At 55.8% G+C, this 15,072-nt stretch carries 17 protein-coding genes; 12 read left to right on the top strand and 5 right to left on the bottom strand.

All coding sequences use genetic code 11. The annotated features are described in order from the left end of the window. The first annotated feature begins 82 nt into the window (after positions 1-82). The 8 genes from rbfA (at position 83) to mtr (ending at position 8,700) form a co-directional block, all read left to right on the top strand. Positions 83-487 (top strand): 30S ribosome-binding factor RbfA, encoded by a 405-nt coding sequence (rbfA, locus tag SK53_RS14175; protein ID WP_003861793.1) that lies wholly within the window; start codon positions 83-85, stop codon positions 485-487. Further along, on the top strand, positions 487-1,437 hold the full coding sequence (truB, locus tag SK53_RS14170) for a tRNA pseudouridine(55) synthase TruB (protein ID WP_003861791.1): 951 nt from the start codon (positions 487-489) through the stop codon (positions 1,435-1,437). The genes rbfA and truB overlap by 1 nt, the downstream gene beginning before the upstream one ends. Positions 1,438-1,591: 154 nt before the next feature. Then, the gene (gene rpsO / locus SK53_RS14165; RefSeq protein WP_003861789.1) at positions 1,592-1,861 is read left to right on the top strand and encodes a 30S ribosomal protein S15; all 270 of its coding nucleotides are present in this window, start codon (positions 1,592-1,594) and stop codon (positions 1,859-1,861) included. 242 nt (positions 1,862-2,103) lie between these two features. Next, positions 2,104-4,242: a polyribonucleotide nucleotidyltransferase gene (gene pnp, locus SK53_RS14160; protein ID WP_003861786.1), complete on the top strand. Its 2,139-nt coding sequence runs from the start codon at positions 2,104-2,106 to the stop codon at positions 4,240-4,242. Between the two features lie 110 nt (positions 4,243-4,352). After that, positions 4,353-5,237: a lipoprotein NlpI gene (gene nlpI / locus SK53_RS14155; RefSeq protein WP_003861782.1), complete on the top strand. Its 885-nt coding sequence runs from the start codon at positions 4,353-4,355 to the stop codon at positions 5,235-5,237. Between the two features lie 107 nt (positions 5,238-5,344). Then, positions 5,345-5,425 (top strand): protein YrbN, encoded by an 81-nt coding sequence (gene yrbN / locus SK53_RS23635; protein WP_097397692.1) that lies wholly within the window; start codon positions 5,345-5,347, stop codon positions 5,423-5,425. Then, positions 5,418-7,313: a DEAD/DEAH family ATP-dependent RNA helicase gene (locus tag SK53_RS14150; RefSeq protein ID WP_003861780.1), complete on the top strand. Its 1,896-nt coding sequence runs from the start codon at positions 5,418-5,420 to the stop codon at positions 7,311-7,313. Before yrbN ends, SK53_RS14150 begins: the two co-directional genes overlap by 8 nt. A 142-nt stretch (positions 7,314-7,455) precedes the next feature. Further along, complete coding sequence (gene mtr, locus SK53_RS14145; protein ID WP_003861779.1) at positions 7,456-8,700, top strand: tryptophan permease; 1,245 nt, start codon at positions 7,456-7,458, stop codon at positions 8,698-8,700. Between the two features lie 89 nt (positions 8,701-8,789). On the opposite strand, the gene SK53_RS14140 is transcribed toward mtr, so the two are convergent. From SK53_RS14140 to SK53_RS14130, 3 genes are all read right to left on the bottom strand, one after another. Beyond that, entirely contained in the window at positions 8,790-9,797 is a 1,008-nt protein-coding gene (locus tag SK53_RS14140) for a luciferase-like monooxygenase (RefSeq protein WP_003861777.1), read from the bottom strand. A 78-nt stretch (positions 9,798-9,875) separates the two neighbouring features. Beyond that, the gene (locus SK53_RS14135) at positions 9,876-10,754 is read right to left on the bottom strand and encodes a U32 family peptidase (RefSeq protein ID WP_003861775.1); all 879 of its coding nucleotides are present in this window, start codon (positions 10,752-10,754) and stop codon (positions 9,876-9,878) included. Positions 10,755-10,761: 7 nt separating this feature from the next. Then, on the bottom strand, positions 10,762-11,757 hold the full coding sequence (locus SK53_RS14130) for a ubiquinone anaerobic biosynthesis protein UbiU (protein WP_003861773.1): 996 nt from the start codon (positions 11,755-11,757) through the stop codon (positions 10,762-10,764). 221 nt (positions 11,758-11,978) lie between these two features. Between SK53_RS14130 and SK53_RS14125 the strand changes: the two genes are divergently transcribed. Both SK53_RS14125 and SK53_RS14120 read left to right on the top strand, forming a co-directional pair. Next, positions 11,979-12,503: a ubiquinone anaerobic biosynthesis accessory factor UbiT gene (locus SK53_RS14125; protein WP_003861771.1), complete on the top strand. Its 525-nt coding sequence runs from the start codon at positions 11,979-11,981 to the stop codon at positions 12,501-12,503. Further along, positions 12,497-13,000 carry a GNAT family N-acetyltransferase gene (locus SK53_RS14120; RefSeq protein WP_023323783.1) on the top strand — a complete coding sequence of 168 codons (504 nt, stop codon included), beginning with the start codon at positions 12,497-12,499 and terminating at the stop codon, positions 12,998-13,000. The genes SK53_RS14125 and SK53_RS14120 overlap by 7 nt, the downstream gene beginning before the upstream one ends. Here the strand turns inward: SK53_RS14120 and SK53_RS14115 are convergent. Then, on the bottom strand, positions 12,987-13,316 hold the full coding sequence (locus tag SK53_RS14115) for a GIY-YIG nuclease family protein (protein WP_003861768.1): 330 nt from the start codon (positions 13,314-13,316) through the stop codon (positions 12,987-12,989). The genes SK53_RS14120 and SK53_RS14115 overlap by 14 nt on opposite strands. 14 nt (positions 13,317-13,330) lie before the next feature. On the opposite strand from SK53_RS14115, the gene SK53_RS14110 reads away from it, so the two are divergent. Then, on the top strand, positions 13,331-13,765 hold the full coding sequence (locus SK53_RS14110) for a YhbP family protein (protein ID WP_023314902.1): 435 nt from the start codon (positions 13,331-13,333) through the stop codon (positions 13,763-13,765). On the opposite strand, the gene SK53_RS14105 is transcribed toward SK53_RS14110, so the two are convergent. Further along, positions 13,745-14,263, bottom strand: coding sequence for a type 1 glutamine amidotransferase domain-containing protein (locus SK53_RS14105; RefSeq protein WP_015571965.1), 519 nt, complete (start codon positions 14,261-14,263; stop codon positions 13,745-13,747). The genes SK53_RS14110 and SK53_RS14105 overlap by 21 nt on opposite strands. Positions 14,264-14,391: 128 nt before the next feature. On the opposite strand from SK53_RS14105, the gene SK53_RS14100 reads away from it, so the two are divergent. Continuing rightward, a complete protein-coding gene (locus SK53_RS14100; RefSeq protein WP_023304489.1) occupies positions 14,392-15,036 on the top strand; it encodes an NAD(P)H-binding protein in 645 nt (214 codons plus the stop codon). Positions 15,037-15,072 lie beyond the last annotated feature (36 nt).

Genomic DNA, 15,072 nt, shown 5'->3' with positions numbered 1-15,072 from the left:
GCGTAGGCCGGGTAAGCGAAGCGCCACCCGGCAGTAATTTTAAAAAGGGGCTTAAGCCCCTTTTTTGTCTGGAGAATTTATTATGGCGAAAGAATTTGGTCGCCCACAGCGCGTCGCGCAGGAGATGCAGAAAGAGATCGCTCTCATTCTGCAACGTGAAATCAAAGATCCACGCGTGGGTATGATGACCACCGTGTCTGGCGTGGAAATGTCCCGCGACCTGGCGTACGCCAAAGTGTTTGTAACTTTCCTGAATGACCAGGATGAAGACGCTGTGAAGAACGGCATTAAAGCGTTGCAGGAAGCCTCTGGTTTCATTCGCTCTCTGCTTGGCAAAGCGATGCGCCTGCGTATCGTGCCAGAGCTGACCTTCTTCTACGACAACTCGCTGGTTGAAGGTATGCGTATGTCCAACCTGGTGACCAGCGTGGTGAAACATGACGATGAGCGTCGTGTTAACCCGGCGGACGACAGCAAGGAGGACTGATGAGTCGTCCTCGTCGTCGCGGTCGTGACGTGCATGGCGTGCTGTTGCTGGATAAACCACAGGGCGCATCCAGCAACGACGTGCTGCAAAAAGTGAAGCGTATTTATAACGCCAACCGAGCAGGGCACACTGGCGCGCTGGATCCGCTGGCAACCGGCATGCTGCCGATCTGCCTGGGGGAAGCGACAAAGTTTTCCCAGTACCTGCTGGATTCCGATAAGCGCTACCGCGTGATTGCCAAACTGGGCCAGCGCACGGATACCTCCGATGCAGATGGCCAGGTGGTGGAAGAGCGCCCGGTGACCTTCAGCGCAGAGCAACTTGATGCGGCGCTGGACAGCTTCCGTGGTGATACGCTACAGGTGCCGTCGATGTATTCGGCGCTGAAATATCAGGGCAAAAAGCTCTACGAATATGCACGTCAGGGCATTGAGGTTCCGCGCGAAGCTCGTCCGATTACCGTGTATGAGCTGCTGTTCATTCGTCACGAAGGTGATGAACTCGAGCTGGAAGTACACTGTTCGAAAGGGACCTATATCCGCACCATCATTGATGACCTCGGTGAAAAGCTGGGCTGCGGCGCGCATGTGATTTATCTGCGTCGTCTGGCGGTCAGCAAATATCCGGTCGAACGCATGGTGACGCTTGAGCATCTGCACGCCCTGATTGAGCAGGCGCAAGCGCAGGGCGTTGCGCCGGCCGATCTGCTGGACCCCCTGCTGATGCCAATGGACAGTCCGGCAGTGGACTTCCCGGTTGTTAATCTTCCTTTAACATCGTCCGTTTACTTTAAGAACGGAAACCCGGTTCGCACAACGGGGGCACCGCTTGAGGGCCTGGTACGCGTGACGGAAGGTGACGAAGGGAAATTCATCGGTATGGGCGAAATGGACGGCGAAGGGCGTGTGGCGCCGCGTCGTCTGGTCGTCGAATATCCGGTCGAAGCGTGACGGTGATAACGCCTTACCTTGCGATAAGCAGGGGAGACGAGTAGAATATCGCCGCTTAACGCCTGGTAAATTGTTTAACAATCTGCGGGGCGTACATGGGATAGCTGAATTAGAGATCGGCATCCTTACATTCTTTATACTTTGGAGTTTGAAAATGTCTCTAAGCGTTGAAGCTAAAGCTAAAATCGTTTCTGAGTTTGGTCGTGGTACTAACGACAGCGGTTCTACCGAAGTTCAGGTTGCACTGCTGACTGCACAGATTAACCACCTGCAAGGTCACTTTGCAGAGCACAAAAAAGATCACCACAGCCGTCGTGGTCTGCTGCGTATGGTTTCTCAGCGTCGTAAACTGCTCGACTACCTGAAGCGTAAAGATGTTGCACGCTACACCGCGCTGATCGAGCGTCTGGGTCTGCGTCGCTAATTCTTGCGAGTTTCAGAAAAGGGGGCCTGATGGCCCCTTTTTTCAACCAGACGGCAGCAATTCAATGGAAACTATTGTATTGTTGCTATAAATGATCTTCATTGCAGAGGTTCGCGCGGCTAATGAGAGGCTTCACCCATGGGGGTGTCGGTTGTCATTAGTCGCGAGGATGCGAAGAAGGTCGGGTTAAATCGTCAGCACACCTGAGGTGTGCTTTCAAACATTTAAGAAAGGACAGAACTTTGCTGAATCCGATCGTTCGTAAATTCCAGTATGGTCAGCATACCGTCACGCTGGAAACCGGCATGATGGCGCGTCAGGCTACTGCTGCCGTTATGGTAAGCATGGATGACACTGCTGTATTCGTTACCGTAGTTGGCCAGAAAAAAGCTAAACCAGGTCAGGACTTCTTCCCACTGACCGTTAACTACCAGGAGCGTACCTACGCTGCCGGTAAAATCCCAGGTGGCTTCTTCCGTCGTGAAGGCCGTCCAAGCGAAGGCGAAACCCTGATCGCGCGTCTGATTGACCGCCCGGTTCGTCCGCTGTTCCCGGAAGGCTTCGTGAACGAAGTGCAGGTTATCGCAACCGTTGTTTCCGTTAACCCGCAGGTTAACCCGGACATCGTTGCGATGATCGGTGCGTCTGCTGCCCTGTCACTGTCTGGTATTCCATTCAATGGTCCAATCGGTGCTGCGCGCGTGGGTTACATCAATGATCAGTACGTGCTGAACCCAACTCAGGAAGAGCTGAAAGAGAGTAAGCTGGACCTGGTTGTCGCCGGTACTGAAGCCGCGGTGCTGATGGTTGAATCCGAAGCTGAACTGCTGAGCGAAGACCAGATGCTGGGCGCTGTGGTCTTCGGCCACGACCAGCAGCAGGTTGTTATCCAGAACATCAACGACCTGGTGAAAGAAGCCGGTAAACCACGTTGGGACTGGCAGCCAGAAGCGGCCAACGACGCGCTGAACGCACGCGTTGCTGCACTGGCAGAATCTCGTCTGAGCGACGCATACCGCATCACCGACAAACAGGAGCGCTATGCTCAGGTTGATGTGATCAAATCTGAAGTAACCGCGACCCTGGTTGCCGAAGACGAAACGCTGGACGCTAACGAAATTGGTGAAATCCTGCATGCCATCGAGAAAAACGTTGTTCGTAGCCGCGTACTGGCAGGCGAGCCGCGTATTGATGGCCGTGAAAAAGACATGATCCGTGGTCTGGACGTGCGTACTGGCGTACTGCCACGTACTCACGGTTCTGCGCTGTTCACCCGTGGTGAAACGCAGGCGCTGGTAACCGCGACCCTGGGTACTGCACGTGACGCACAGATCATCGACGAACTGATGGGCGAGCGCACTGACAGCTTCCTGTTCCACTACAACTTCCCTCCGTACTCTGTGGGCGAAACCGGTATGGTTGGCTCACCGAAGCGTCGTGAAATTGGTCACGGTCGTCTGGCGAAGCGCGGCGTGCTGGCAGTGATGCCAGAAGCAGACAAATTCCCGTACACCGTACGTGTGGTGTCTGAAATCACTGAATCCAACGGTTCTTCTTCCATGGCTTCCGTGTGTGGCGCTTCTCTGGCGCTGATGGATGCAGGCGTGCCAATTAAAGCCGCCGTTGCGGGTATCGCAATGGGTCTGGTGAAAGAAGGCGACAACTACGTTGTTCTGTCTGACATTCTGGGTGATGAAGACCACCTGGGTGATATGGACTTCAAAGTGGCGGGTTCCCGCGACGGTATCTCTGCCTTGCAGATGGATATCAAAATTGAAGGTATCACCAAAGAGATCATGCAGGTTGCTCTGAACCAGGCTAAAGGTGCGCGTCTGCACATCCTGGGCGTGATGGAACAGGCTATCAACGCGCCACGCGGTGATATCTCTGAATTCGCTCCGCGTATTCACACCATCAAGATCAATCCAGACAAGATCAAAGATGTTATCGGTAAGGGCGGTTCCGTTATCCGTGCACTGACCGAAGAAACGGGCACCACCATCGAAATCGAAGATGACGGTACTGTGAAGATCGCAGCAACCGACGGCGAGAAAGCGAAATACGCTATCCGTCGTATCGAAGAGATCACGGCAGAAATCGAAGTGGGCCGTATCTACAATGGTAAAGTGACCCGTATCGTTGACTTTGGCGCATTCGTTGCCATCGGTGGCGGTAAAGAAGGTCTGGTACACATCTCTCAGATCGCTGACAAGCGCGTTGAGAAAGTGACCGATTACCTGCAAATGGGTCAGGAAGTACCGGTGAAAGTTCTGGAAGTTGACCGCCAGGGCCGTATCCGTCTGAGCATTAAAGAAGCAACCGAGCAGTCTCAGCCTGCTGCGGCGCCGGAAGCTCCGGCTGCTGAACAGCAAGGCGAGTAAGGTTGCCATTTGCCCTCCGCGCAGGCGGAGGGCTTATTATCAGGCAGGACGCCTTGTTAAGCCGCCGGGGGACAGGACGTTCATCCAATAGTTGTCTTCGGGAGTGGGAAATGAAGCCTTTTTTGCGCTGGTGTTTCGTTGCGACAGCTTTAACGCTGGCAGGATGCAGCAACTCTGCCTGGCGTAAGAGCGAAGTCCTCGCAGTGCCATTGCAACCGACTTTGCAGCAGGAAGTCATTCTGGCACGCATGGAACAAATACTTGCCAGTCGGGCTTTAACCGATGACGAACGCGCACAGCTTTTATATGAGCGCGGAGTGTTGTATGATAGTCTCGGTCTGAGGGCACTGGCGCGAAATGATTTTTCACAAGCGCTGGCGATTCGACCTGATATGCCTGAAGTATTCAATTACTTAGGCATTTATTTAACGCAGGCAGGCAATTTTGATGCTGCCTATGAAGCGTTTGATTCTGTACTTGAGCTTGATCCAACTTACAACTACGCGCACTTGAATCGCGGTATCGCATTGTATTACGGCGGACGTGATAAGTTAGCGCAAGATGATCTGCTGGCGTTTTATCAAGACGATCCTAATGATCCTTTCCGCAGCCTGTGGCTTTACATCGTTGAGCAGAAGCTTGATGAGAAGCAGGCCAAAGAAGCACTGAAACAGCGCTTCGAGAAATCGGACAAGGAACAGTGGGGATGGAACATTGTCGAGTTCTACCTGGGCAACATTAGCGAAGCAACGCTGATGGAACGCCTCAAGGCGGACGCAACGGATAACACCTCGCTCGCTGAGCATCTCAGTGAAACCAACTTCTATTTAGGTAAGTACTACCTAAGTCTGGGGGATATGGACAGCGCTACGGCACTGTTCAAATTAGCGGTTGCTAACAACGTACATAACTTCGTTGAGCACCGTTATGCATTGTTGGAATTATCGCTCTTGGGCCAGGAGCAAGACGACCTGGCAGAATCGGACCAGCAATAGCTGACGACATAAACATCAGCCCGTAATCTTTTGATTGCCATCACCTTCACTGGTGAGGGCGTTGTTGTTCGTCAATACACCTAATTTGAGCCGGTTCACACTTTTCAATGAAAATTGCTAATCATTTTCACGATGAGCTAAGTAGACTGGCCGCCATTAATATCGAGGCACTTGTACTACATGGCTGAATTCGAAACCACTTTTGCAGATCTGGGCCTGAAGGCTCCTATCCTTGAAGCCCTTAACGATCTGGGTTACGAAAAACCATCTCCGATCCAGGCTGAGTGTATCCCACACCTGCTTTCTGGTCGTGACGTGCTGGGCATGGCCCAGACTGGTAGCGGTAAAACCGCAGCATTCTCGCTGCCGCTGCTGAACAACATTGATCCGGACCTGCGCGCGCCGCAGATCCTCGTCCTGGCTCCAACCCGTGAACTGGCTGTTCAGGTTGCTGAAGCCATGACGGAATTCTCTAAACATATGCGCGGCGTAAACGTGGTAGCCCTGTACGGCGGCCAGCGTTATGACGTGCAGTTACGCGCCCTGCGCCAGGGCCCACAAATTGTTGTCGGTACGCCGGGCCGTCTGCTGGATCACCTGAAGCGCGGTACCCTGGACCTCTCTAAACTGAGCGGCCTGGTACTGGACGAAGCCGATGAAATGCTGCGTATGGGCTTCATCGAAGACGTAGAAACCATCATGGCGCAGATCCCGGAAGGTCATCAGACCGCTCTGTTCTCTGCAACTATGCCAGAAGCGATCCGTCGCATTACCCGCCGCTTCATGAAAGAGCCGCAGGAAGTGCGCATTCAGTCCAGCGTGACCACTCGCCCGGACATCAGCCAGAGCTACTGGTCTGTATACGGCATGCGCAAAAACGAAGCGCTGGTCCGTTTCCTGGAAGCGGAAGATTTTGATGCGGCGATTATCTTCGTACGTACCAAAAACGCGACCCTGGAAGTGGCTGAAGCCCTGGAGCGTAGCGGCTACAACAGCGCAGCGCTGAACGGCGACATGAACCAGGCCCTGCGTGAGCAGACTCTGGAGCGTCTGAAAGACGGTCGTCTGGATATCCTGATTGCAACCGACGTGGCAGCACGTGGCCTGGACGTTGAGCGTATCAGCCTGGTTGTAAACTACGATATCCCAATGGACTCCGAGTCTTACGTTCACCGTATCGGCCGTACCGGTCGTGCGGGTCGTGCAGGCCGTGCGCTGCTGTTCGTTGAGAACCGCGAGCGTCGTCTGCTGCGTAACATTGAACGCACCATGAAGCTGACCATTCCAGAAGCTGAGCTGCCAAACGCAGAACTGCTGGGCAAACGCCGTCTGGAAAAATTCGCCGCGAAAGTACAGCAGCAGCTGGAAAGCAGCGATCTGGATCAGTACCGTGCGCTGCTGTCCCAGATCCAGCCTGTCGCTGAAGGCGAAGAGCTGGACATGGAAACCCTGGCCGCAGCACTGCTGAAAATGGCGCAGGGCGAACGTAGCCTGATCGTGCCACCTGATGCGCCGATGCGTCCTAAGCGTGAGTTCCGTGACCGTGACGATCGTTTCGAACGTCGTGGCGACCGTAACGACCGTGGTCCACGCGGTGACCGTCCAGAGCGTGGTGGTGAAGACCGTCCACGTCGCGAGCGTCGTGACGCTGGCGAAATGGAACTGTATCGCATTGAAGTGGGCCGTGATGATGGTGTTGAAGTTCGTCACATCGTTGGCGCGATCGCTAACGAAGGCGACATCAGCAGCCGTTACATTGGTAACATCAAGCTGTTCGGTTCCCACTCCACCATCGAGCTGCCAAAAGGCATGCCGGGCGAAGTACTGCAACACTTTACTCGCACCCGCATCCTGAACAAGCCGATGAACATGCAGCTGCTGGGCGATGCACAGCCACGTCCTGACCGTGGCGGCGAACGTCGTGGCGGTGGTCGCGGTTTCGGTGGCGAGCGTCGTGAAGGCGGTCGCAGCGAAGGTCGCGGTGGTGAAGGCCGTCGTTTCTCCGGCGAGCGCCGCGAAAACCGTGGTCCACGCCGTGAAGAAGGTGCCAGCCGTCGTCGTTTCGGTGACGCGTAAGCCTTTCGCTTCTGACGTAAAGTAAAATATACAGCCCCGATAGTCGCTATCGGGGCTTTTTTTATTCCTTTTGTACTCTTGTACTGGTACAGTGCAACACACTAAAATGCAGAACCACATTTTTCACTGGAGATAAGGCCGCATGGCAACACTAACCACCACCCAAACGTCACCTTCGCTGCTTGGCGGCGTGGTGATCATCGGCGGAACCATCATTGGTGCCGGGATGTTTTCCCTGCCTGTGGTCATGTCCGGTGCGTGGTTCTTCTGGTCGCTGGCGGCGCTGGTTTTCACCTGGTTCTGCATGCTCCATTCCGGGCTGATGATCCTTGAAGCAAACCTGAACTACCGCATTGGCTCCAGCTTCGACACCCTCACCCGGGATCTGTTGGGCAAAGGCTGGAACCTGGTGAACGGGCTGTCCATCGCGTTTGTACTCTATATCCTGACCTACGCGTACATTTCAGCGAGCGGGTCGATTCTGCATCACACCTTCTCAGAGATGTCGCTGAACGTTCCGGCGCGTCTGGCGGGTCTCTGCTTCGCGCTGGGCGTGGCGTTTATCGTCTGGATGAGCACCAAAGCGGTCAGCCGCATGACGGCAATCGTGCTGGGCGCAAAGGTCATCACCTTCTTTCTTACCTTCGGCAGCCTGCTGGGGCACGTCACGCCGGCCACGCTGTTTAACGTTGCCGAAACGAACACCTCTTATACGCCGTACCTGCTGATGACCCTGCCGTTCTGTCTGGCGTCGTTTGGCTACCACGGTAACGTACCGAGCCTGATGAAGTACTACGGCAAGGATCCGCGCACCATCGTGAAATGCCTGGTTTACGGCACGCTGCTGGCGCTGGCGCTGTATGTGATCTGGCTGCTGGGGACGATGGGTAACATCCCGCGTCCGGAATTTATCGGCATTGCGCAGAAGGGCGGTAACATTGATGTGCTGGTACAGGCGCTGGGCGGCGTGCTGAACAGCCGCAGCCTGGATCTGCTTCTGGTGGTCTTCTCGAACTTTGCGGTGGCGAGTTCATTCCTCGGCGTGACGCTGGGCCTGTTTGACTACCTGGCGGATCTGTTTGGTTTTGATGACTCTGCGACGGGGCGCTTCAAAACGGCGCTGTTGACCTTCCTGCCGCCGATTGTGGGCGGCCTGCTGTGGCCGAACGGTTTCCTGTACGCCATCGGCTATGCGGGACTGGCGGCCACCATCTGGGCGGCGATTGTACCGGCGCTGCTGGCGCGCAAATCACGTAAGCGCTTCGGCAGCCCGAAATTCCGCGTCTGGGGCGGAAAGCCGATGATTGCGCTGATTCTGGTATTTGGTATCGGCAACGCGGTGGTCCACGTGCTGTCGAGTTTTAACCTGTTGCCGGTATATCAGTAAGTTTTTGTGCCGGATGGCGGCTACGCCTTATCCGGCCTACGCGATCCCGTAGGCCCGGTAAGCGAAGCGCCACCGGGCATAGCAAAAAACTACCCCACCAACTCCTCTTTCACCTGCATTGCCAAATCAAACGAATGCAGACGCGCCTGGTGATCGAAAATCTGGCCGTTAACCATAATCTCATCCGCCTGGGTTTCACGCAGCACCGACTCCAGCCCGTGACGCACTTTCGCCTTATCACCTACCAGCGACATACTCAGAGCCTGCTGCACGCCATACTGCTCGGAGGCCGACCACAGCTGATGCATATTCTCTACTGGCGGCGGCAACTGGCCCGTCTCACCGCGACGCAGCTTCACAAACGCCTGCTGCATGGAGGTGAACAGGAATTCCGCGTCGCGGTTGCTGTCGGCGGCAATGATATTGATACAGACCATCGCGTACGGTTTCTCCAGACGCTCGGACGGTTTGAAGTGCGTGCGGTAGAGATGCAGCGCCTGATGCAGCATATCCGGTGCGAAATGCGAGGCAAACGCAAACGGCAGCCCCAACTGGGCGGCGAGCTGCGCGCTGTACAGACTTGAGCCTAACAGCCATACCGGGATCTTTTCCCCGTACCCCGGCACAGGACGCACGTGCGGGTTCGGATCCCGCGCGTCAAACCAGTCCACCAGCTCCGCCACATCGCGCGGGAAGTTATCGATATCGCCGCTCATATGGCGACGCAGGGCGCGCATGGTCGGCTGGTCGCTGCCCGGCGCGCGGCCAAGCCCTAGATCAATACGGCCCGGATAGAGGGTATTCAGCGTCCCGAACTGCTCAGCAATCACCAGCGGGGCGTGGTTTGGCAGCATCACGCCGCCGGAGCCCAGGTGCAGTGTGGTGGTATTCGCCGCCAGATAGCCAATCAGCACCGAGGTGGCGGCGCTGGCGATGCCCACCATATTGTGGTGCTCCGCCAGCCAGTAGCGATGATAGCCGCGCTTTTCGGCAAGCTGAGCAAGATCGAGAGAGTGCGTGAAGGCTTCTCTGGCCGAGGAGCCTTGTGGGATCGGCGCCAGATCCAGCACCGAAAACGGAATGGTTTTGTCAGTCATAACAGCTCACTTTGTCGACGGTCAATCTTTAATACTGCATTAAAAAATGATAACCGTTGTTAACAAAGTGAGCTTTTTTTACGCCTGCAATTCCAGCCCGGCGAGACGTCGCCAGTAACCGTTGCAGTCGCTGTTTGCCGTCAGAGGCAGTGGAGCAGCGCCATTTTCGTTGGCGCGGAAGGCGTCCAGCATGGCGAATACGCCGGTATCCAGCGGCGAAAGACGCACCATATCCACCAGCCCGTGCATTGACGCCAGCTCGTTGCCGAGGTTATAGACGTAACCGCTCATGGTCTGAATGCCGTTAAGAACAAACACCTGCTGATTCTCCTGCGACAGCATGCTGCGTCCGTTCGGGTACTTAATGCAGCAGGTTTCGCACTCGTCTTTCGGACGATCTTCGGAACGTGCGGTGAAGCAGCGGGCAGAGTAGGCCAGCGGCAGATGCCCATAGCTCAGAACTTCCACTTCAAACTTGTTGCGAATGCCCAGCTCTTCACACTGTGTAAGCAGGTTGGCCAGCCAGTCGCGGGAGAGCTCAACCGGCATGCACCAGCGTGTCATCCCCTGTTTGAGCAGCAGGCGCAGGGTCACCGCGTTATAGCAGTTCAGCGCATGTCCGGCGACAAACGGCAGCTTACGCTCGGCGCACATGTTCACCACGCCCAGGTCGCTCGCCTCCAGCAGGAACTCACCGTTTTCGACATAGCGCTTCAGCTCGCCCAGTTCAGAGGACGCCTGCACCAGCGCCAGCGTCGAGAGCACCACCTGCTTGCCGCTGCCGGCCAGGCTTTTCGCCATATCCAGCCAGTCGCCCACTTTGGTGGCGCGGCGCTTGCTGCACACCGCTTCGCCGAGGTAAATCACATCGGCGCTGCTGTTAGCCGCCTGCTGGTAAAAATCTTCCAGCGTCTCTTTTGGCCAGTAGTAAAGCACCGGCCCTAATGAATATTTCATGATTATCTCACTGCCATTTACGGTGATACGCGCCGAGCGTGGTTTGGGTGCCTTCGGACATCGCGCCGAGCGTCTCCATCCATGCCGCCTGCGGGGCGTAGTTTTGCGGGTCCGCCATGCAGCGGTCGATGGCCTGACGCCACACCTTTGCCACCTGGCTCACGTAGGCCGGGCTGCGCTGGCGGCCTTCGATTTTCACCGAGGCAATATTGGCGGCCAGCAGCTCTGGCAGCAGTTCCAGCGTGTTGAGGCTGGTGGGCTCCTCCAGCGCGTGGTAGCGCTCGCCGTCCACCAGATATCGGCCTTTGCACAGCGTCGGGTAGCCCGCGTTTTCACCGTCCTGATAGCGGTCAATTAACACATCATTCAGGCGTGACTCCAGTCCCTGCGGCGTTTGCTGCCAGCGAACGAAGCGGGCAGGCGAGCAGGCGCCGACGGTATTTGGCGATTCGCCGGTCAAATACGAGGAAAGATAGCAGCGGCCTTCGGCCATGATGCACAGGCTGCCGAAGGCAAAAACCTCCAGCGGCACTGGCGTGACGCGCGCCAGTTGCTTAACCTGATGAATAGAGAGTACGCGCGGCAGCACCACGCGAGCCACGTCAAAGTGTCGATGATAAAAACGGACGGCCTCTTCATTGGTGGCCGATGCCTGAACAGAGACATGGCGCTCAATATGCGGATAACGTTCTGCCGCATACTCAAGCATGGCGAGGTCGGCCAGGATCAGCGCATCGGCGCCCAGCTGGGCCGCCATATCCACGGCGCGCTGCCAGCGGGCATAGCCATCAGGATGGGCAAAGGTATTGATGGCGATGTGCAGTTTGCGCCGGTGCTGGTGGACGAAGTTAACGGCTTCCTGAAGCTTTTTCTCCGTAAAGTTAAGACCCGCAAAATGGCGGGCGTTGGTATCATCTTTCAGCCCGATATAGACCGCATCGGCCCCATTTTCGATGGCCGCCTTAAGCGCCGGAAGGTTTCCGGCAGGGCAGAGCAGCTCCATAATTTATCCCGATGTTGTCGATCGCAGGGATCGTAAAAAATGTTAACGAGCTGGGATTTTAATTAACCCATACGCGACAATTTTTGATTTAAGGCAGCTAATGGCGTATTGATGGCACCAATAATGAGGTACACCGGACAACGGTTTGTTGATTTACGCCGCTATCTTCTTGTCGGGATATGGCAAAATAGCAGGACTATAGCTATCAGGGAGTAAAGCTCGTGCTGGATAAACTGCGTTCACGTCTCGTACAATTTGGTCCATCAATGCTGAGCGTGCCGGTAAAACTGGCGCCGTTCGCGCTTAAACGCCAGGTGCTGGAACAGGTACTGAGCTGGCAGTTCCGCCAGGCGCTACAGGACGGTGAGCTGGAGTTTCTGGAAGGCCGCTGGTTAAAGATTGAAGTGCGCGATATCGGGTTGCGCTGGTTTACTTCCGTTGAGAACGATCGGCTTATCGTCCGTGAAACCGCCGAGGCGGATGTCAGCTTTAGCGCGGATGCCAGCGATCTGCTGATGATCGCCGCGCGCAAACAGGATCCGGACACCCTCTTCTTCCAGCGTCGTCTGGTGATTGAAGGCGACACGGAGCTCGGTCTGTACGTCAAAAATTTAATGGATGCCATTGAACTGGAGCAGATGCCGAAAGCGCTGCGTATGATGTTGATGCAAATGGCAGATTTCGTTGAGGCCGGGCTAAAAACCCCGCCGGACAGTAAACACACTTCAGTAGGTGAACCATGCTGATTCGAGTCGAAATTGGGATTGATGCGCCGGGTATCGATGCGTTGTTACGCCGCTCTTTTGCAGGCGACGCCGAAGCCCAACTGGTTCACGATCTTCGCGAAGATGGCCTGATTACGCTGGGCCTGGTTGCCACTGACGATGAAGGGCAGGTGGTCGGCTACGTGGCCTTCAGCCCGGTGATTGTGCAGGGTGAAGAGTTGCAGTGGGTCGGCATGGCGCCGTTGGCGGTGGATGAAAACTACCGTGGCCAGGGCCTGGCGCGCCAGCTGGTCTATGAAGGACTGGATTCACTGAATGAATTTGGCTATGCCGCTGTCGTCGTTCTGGGCGATCCGGCGTTCTACGAACGTTTAGGTTTTGAGCCAGCGTCCAGATACGATCTGCGCTGCCACTGGCCGGGCACGGAAACATCTTTCCAGGTGCATCATCTGGCAGATGATGCGCTCGACGGCGTTACCGGTCTGGTGGAGTACCACGATCATTTCAATCGTTTTTAAGCAGGCTTTCGCGTAGCGCCTCGAAAGAGCCGTCCCCGTTGACGAGACGCTCTTTCTGGCGCTTTGTCAGCTGCTTGATGCGGTATTCCAGCCTGAGCGCCAGGGATCTGTCGCCCACGGCGGCTGAAAACGCTAACTGAAGTTCACCTTTCCCCCGTAGTGCTTTCGCCCCTTTCCCCGTTTGATGTTGTAAAAAACGCCGTGCCACATCGGTAGTGATCCCGGTGTAGAGTGCGTTATCAGCGGTTCGGACAAGATAGAGAAACCAGCACACAGTAAACAGATTCAGTATGTTAAGGTGAACGCACCATAGCATGAGAGAGAGCGAAAATGGAAACACTGGCCGCCATTAACCGCTGGCTGGCAAAGCAGCATGTCGTGACCTGGTGCGTCTGTAAAGACGAGGAGATGTGGTGCGCAAATGCCTTTTATTACTACGATCCCGAGCGCGTGGCCTTTTACGTAATGAGCGAAGACAAAACGCGGCATGCGCAGATGACGGGCCAGCAGGCAAAAGTGGCAGGTACGGTAAACGGTCAGCCTAAAACTGTTGCGCTGATCCGCGGGGTCCAGTTCAAAGGTGAAATTCGTCGCCTGGAAGGGAAGGAGAGCGACGCGCAACGTAAACGCTATACGCGCCGCTTCCCGGTGGCTGCGGCGCTAAAAGCCCCGGTGTGGGAAATCCGCCTTGATGAGCTGAAATTTACCGACAACACCCTGGGCTTTGGTAAAAAGCTGCACTGGTTACGCGCCGAGCAGGCGTAGCGCTTCACGGTTAAACGCCGGCAGATCGTCCGGTGTACGGCTGGTGATCAGCTGATCGTTATCGTTCACCACTTCCTGATCGTAGAACTCGGCTCCCGCGTTTTTCAGATCGATAACGATCGGCTTCACCGCGGTGAGCTTACGCCCGCGTACCACCTCGGCGCTGATCAGCAGCTGCGGACCGTGGCAAATGGCAAATACCGGTTTACCGGTGCCGACGAAGTCACGGGTAAAGGTGACGAAACGCTCGTCTCCGCGCAGGGAATCCGGTGAATGGCCGCCCGGTAACAGCAGGGCGTCGAAATCCGACGGGCTGACGTTATCAATGGATTCGTCAATGGTCACGCTGGCTTCGCCCTTATGGCCCTTCACGGTTTTACCCGCTTCTTTCTCGATGGTGACCACCTCGTGGCCCGCCTTGCGGAATGCCTCTGCTGGCGACGTAAATTCTGAATCTTCAAACTCGTCGGTAATCAAGACTGCGATTTTTTTACCCATGCTTCCTCCGTTGTTTTCGCTTCAGACTGTTTTTTTCCCGTTTGTGGTAAATACTTACCTGTAACAGACTTTTAAGTGTGGTAGAGCAGGCCCAGAACGCAAACGGACAATTCTGTAAAGGGGATAAGATGAGTCAGGTACTGATTACCGGCGCAACCGGGCTGGTGGGTGGACATCTGCTGCGGCTGCTGATCCAGGATCGGCATATCAATTATATCGCCGCCCCGACGCGTCGCCCGCTGTTGGATATCACCGGCGTCTATAACCCGCACGATCCACAGCTCACCGACGCGCTGGCGCAGGTGCAGGATCCCATTGATATCGCCTTTTGCTGCCTTGGCACCACCCGACGGGAAGCGGGCAGTAAAGAAGCTTTTGTCCATGCGGATTACACGCTGGTGGTGGATACCGCCCTGACGGCGAAAAAGCTGGGCGCAAAACATTTCCTGGTGGTCAGCGCGCACGGCGCGAACGCAGGCTCGCCGTTTTTTTACAACCAGGTGAAGGGCAAAATGGAAGAGGCGTTAATCGCGCAGAAATGGGAGCGCCTGACCATCGCGCGGCCTTCCATGCTGATGGGGCACCGTGACGAACGTCGTTTTAACGAGTCTTTTTTCGCTCCGCTGTTTCGCATTCTGCCGGGTAACTGGAAGTCCATCGAGGCGCGGGATGTCGCGCTGGCGATGCTAAAAGAGGCGCTGGCTCCGTCGCAGGAGGGGGTTAATATTATCCCTTCGGCAAAACTGCGTGAAATCGCGCAGGGCGAGGCGTAAACTTCCCCGGCTTATTAAATAACACCTTCCGGGGAA

It is taken from the genome of Enterobacter sp. MGH119 (assembly GCF_001037675.1).
GTDB classification, from domain to species: Bacteria; Pseudomonadota; Gammaproteobacteria; order Enterobacterales; family Enterobacteriaceae; genus Enterobacter; species Enterobacter hormaechei_C.
This window is presented reverse-complemented; position numbering and strand designations above follow the sequence as displayed.

What these genes read in the sequence shown, in the direction of transcription:
- SK53_RS14135 (WP_003861775.1), bottom strand. Translation starts at nt 10,754, where the DNA reads ATGAAATATTCATTAGGGCCGGTGCTTTACTACTGGCCAAAAGAGACG.
- SK53_RS14120 (WP_023323783.1), top strand. Translation starts at nt 12,497, where the DNA reads ATGCTGATTCGAGTCGAAATTGGGATTGATGCGCCGGGTATCGATGCG.
- nlpI (WP_003861782.1), top strand. Translation starts at nt 4,353, where the DNA reads ATGAAGCCTTTTTTGCGCTGGTGTTTCGTTGCGACAGCTTTAACGCTG.
- SK53_RS14100 (WP_023304489.1), top strand. Translation starts at nt 14,392, where the DNA reads ATGAGTCAGGTACTGATTACCGGCGCAACCGGGCTGGTGGGTGGACAT.
- rpsO (WP_003861789.1), top strand. Translation starts at nt 1,592, where the DNA reads ATGTCTCTAAGCGTTGAAGCTAAAGCTAAAATCGTTTCTGAGTTTGGT.
- SK53_RS14115 (WP_003861768.1), bottom strand. Translation starts at nt 13,316, where the DNA reads ATGCTATGGTGCGTTCACCTTAACATACTGAATCTGTTTACTGTGTGC.
- SK53_RS14130 (WP_003861773.1), bottom strand. Translation starts at nt 11,757, where the DNA reads ATGGAGCTGCTCTGCCCTGCCGGAAACCTTCCGGCGCTTAAGGCGGCC.
- truB (WP_003861791.1), top strand. Translation starts at nt 487, where the DNA reads ATGAGTCGTCCTCGTCGTCGCGGTCGTGACGTGCATGGCGTGCTGTTG.
- SK53_RS14110 (WP_023314902.1), top strand. Translation starts at nt 13,331, where the DNA reads ATGGAAACACTGGCCGCCATTAACCGCTGGCTGGCAAAGCAGCATGTC.
- SK53_RS14140 (WP_003861777.1), bottom strand. Translation starts at nt 9,797, where the DNA reads ATGACTGACAAAACCATTCCGTTTTCGGTGCTGGATCTGGCGCCGATC.
- rbfA (WP_003861793.1), top strand. Translation starts at nt 83, where the DNA reads ATGGCGAAAGAATTTGGTCGCCCACAGCGCGTCGCGCAGGAGATGCAG.
- yrbN (WP_097397692.1), top strand. Translation starts at nt 5,345, where the DNA reads ATGAAAATTGCTAATCATTTTCACGATGAGCTAAGTAGACTGGCCGCC.
- SK53_RS14150 (WP_003861780.1), top strand. Translation starts at nt 5,418, where the DNA reads ATGGCTGAATTCGAAACCACTTTTGCAGATCTGGGCCTGAAGGCTCCT.
- SK53_RS14105 (WP_015571965.1), bottom strand. Translation starts at nt 14,263, where the DNA reads ATGGGTAAAAAAATCGCAGTCTTGATTACCGACGAGTTTGAAGATTCA.
- mtr (WP_003861779.1), top strand. Translation starts at nt 7,456, where the DNA reads ATGGCAACACTAACCACCACCCAAACGTCACCTTCGCTGCTTGGCGGC.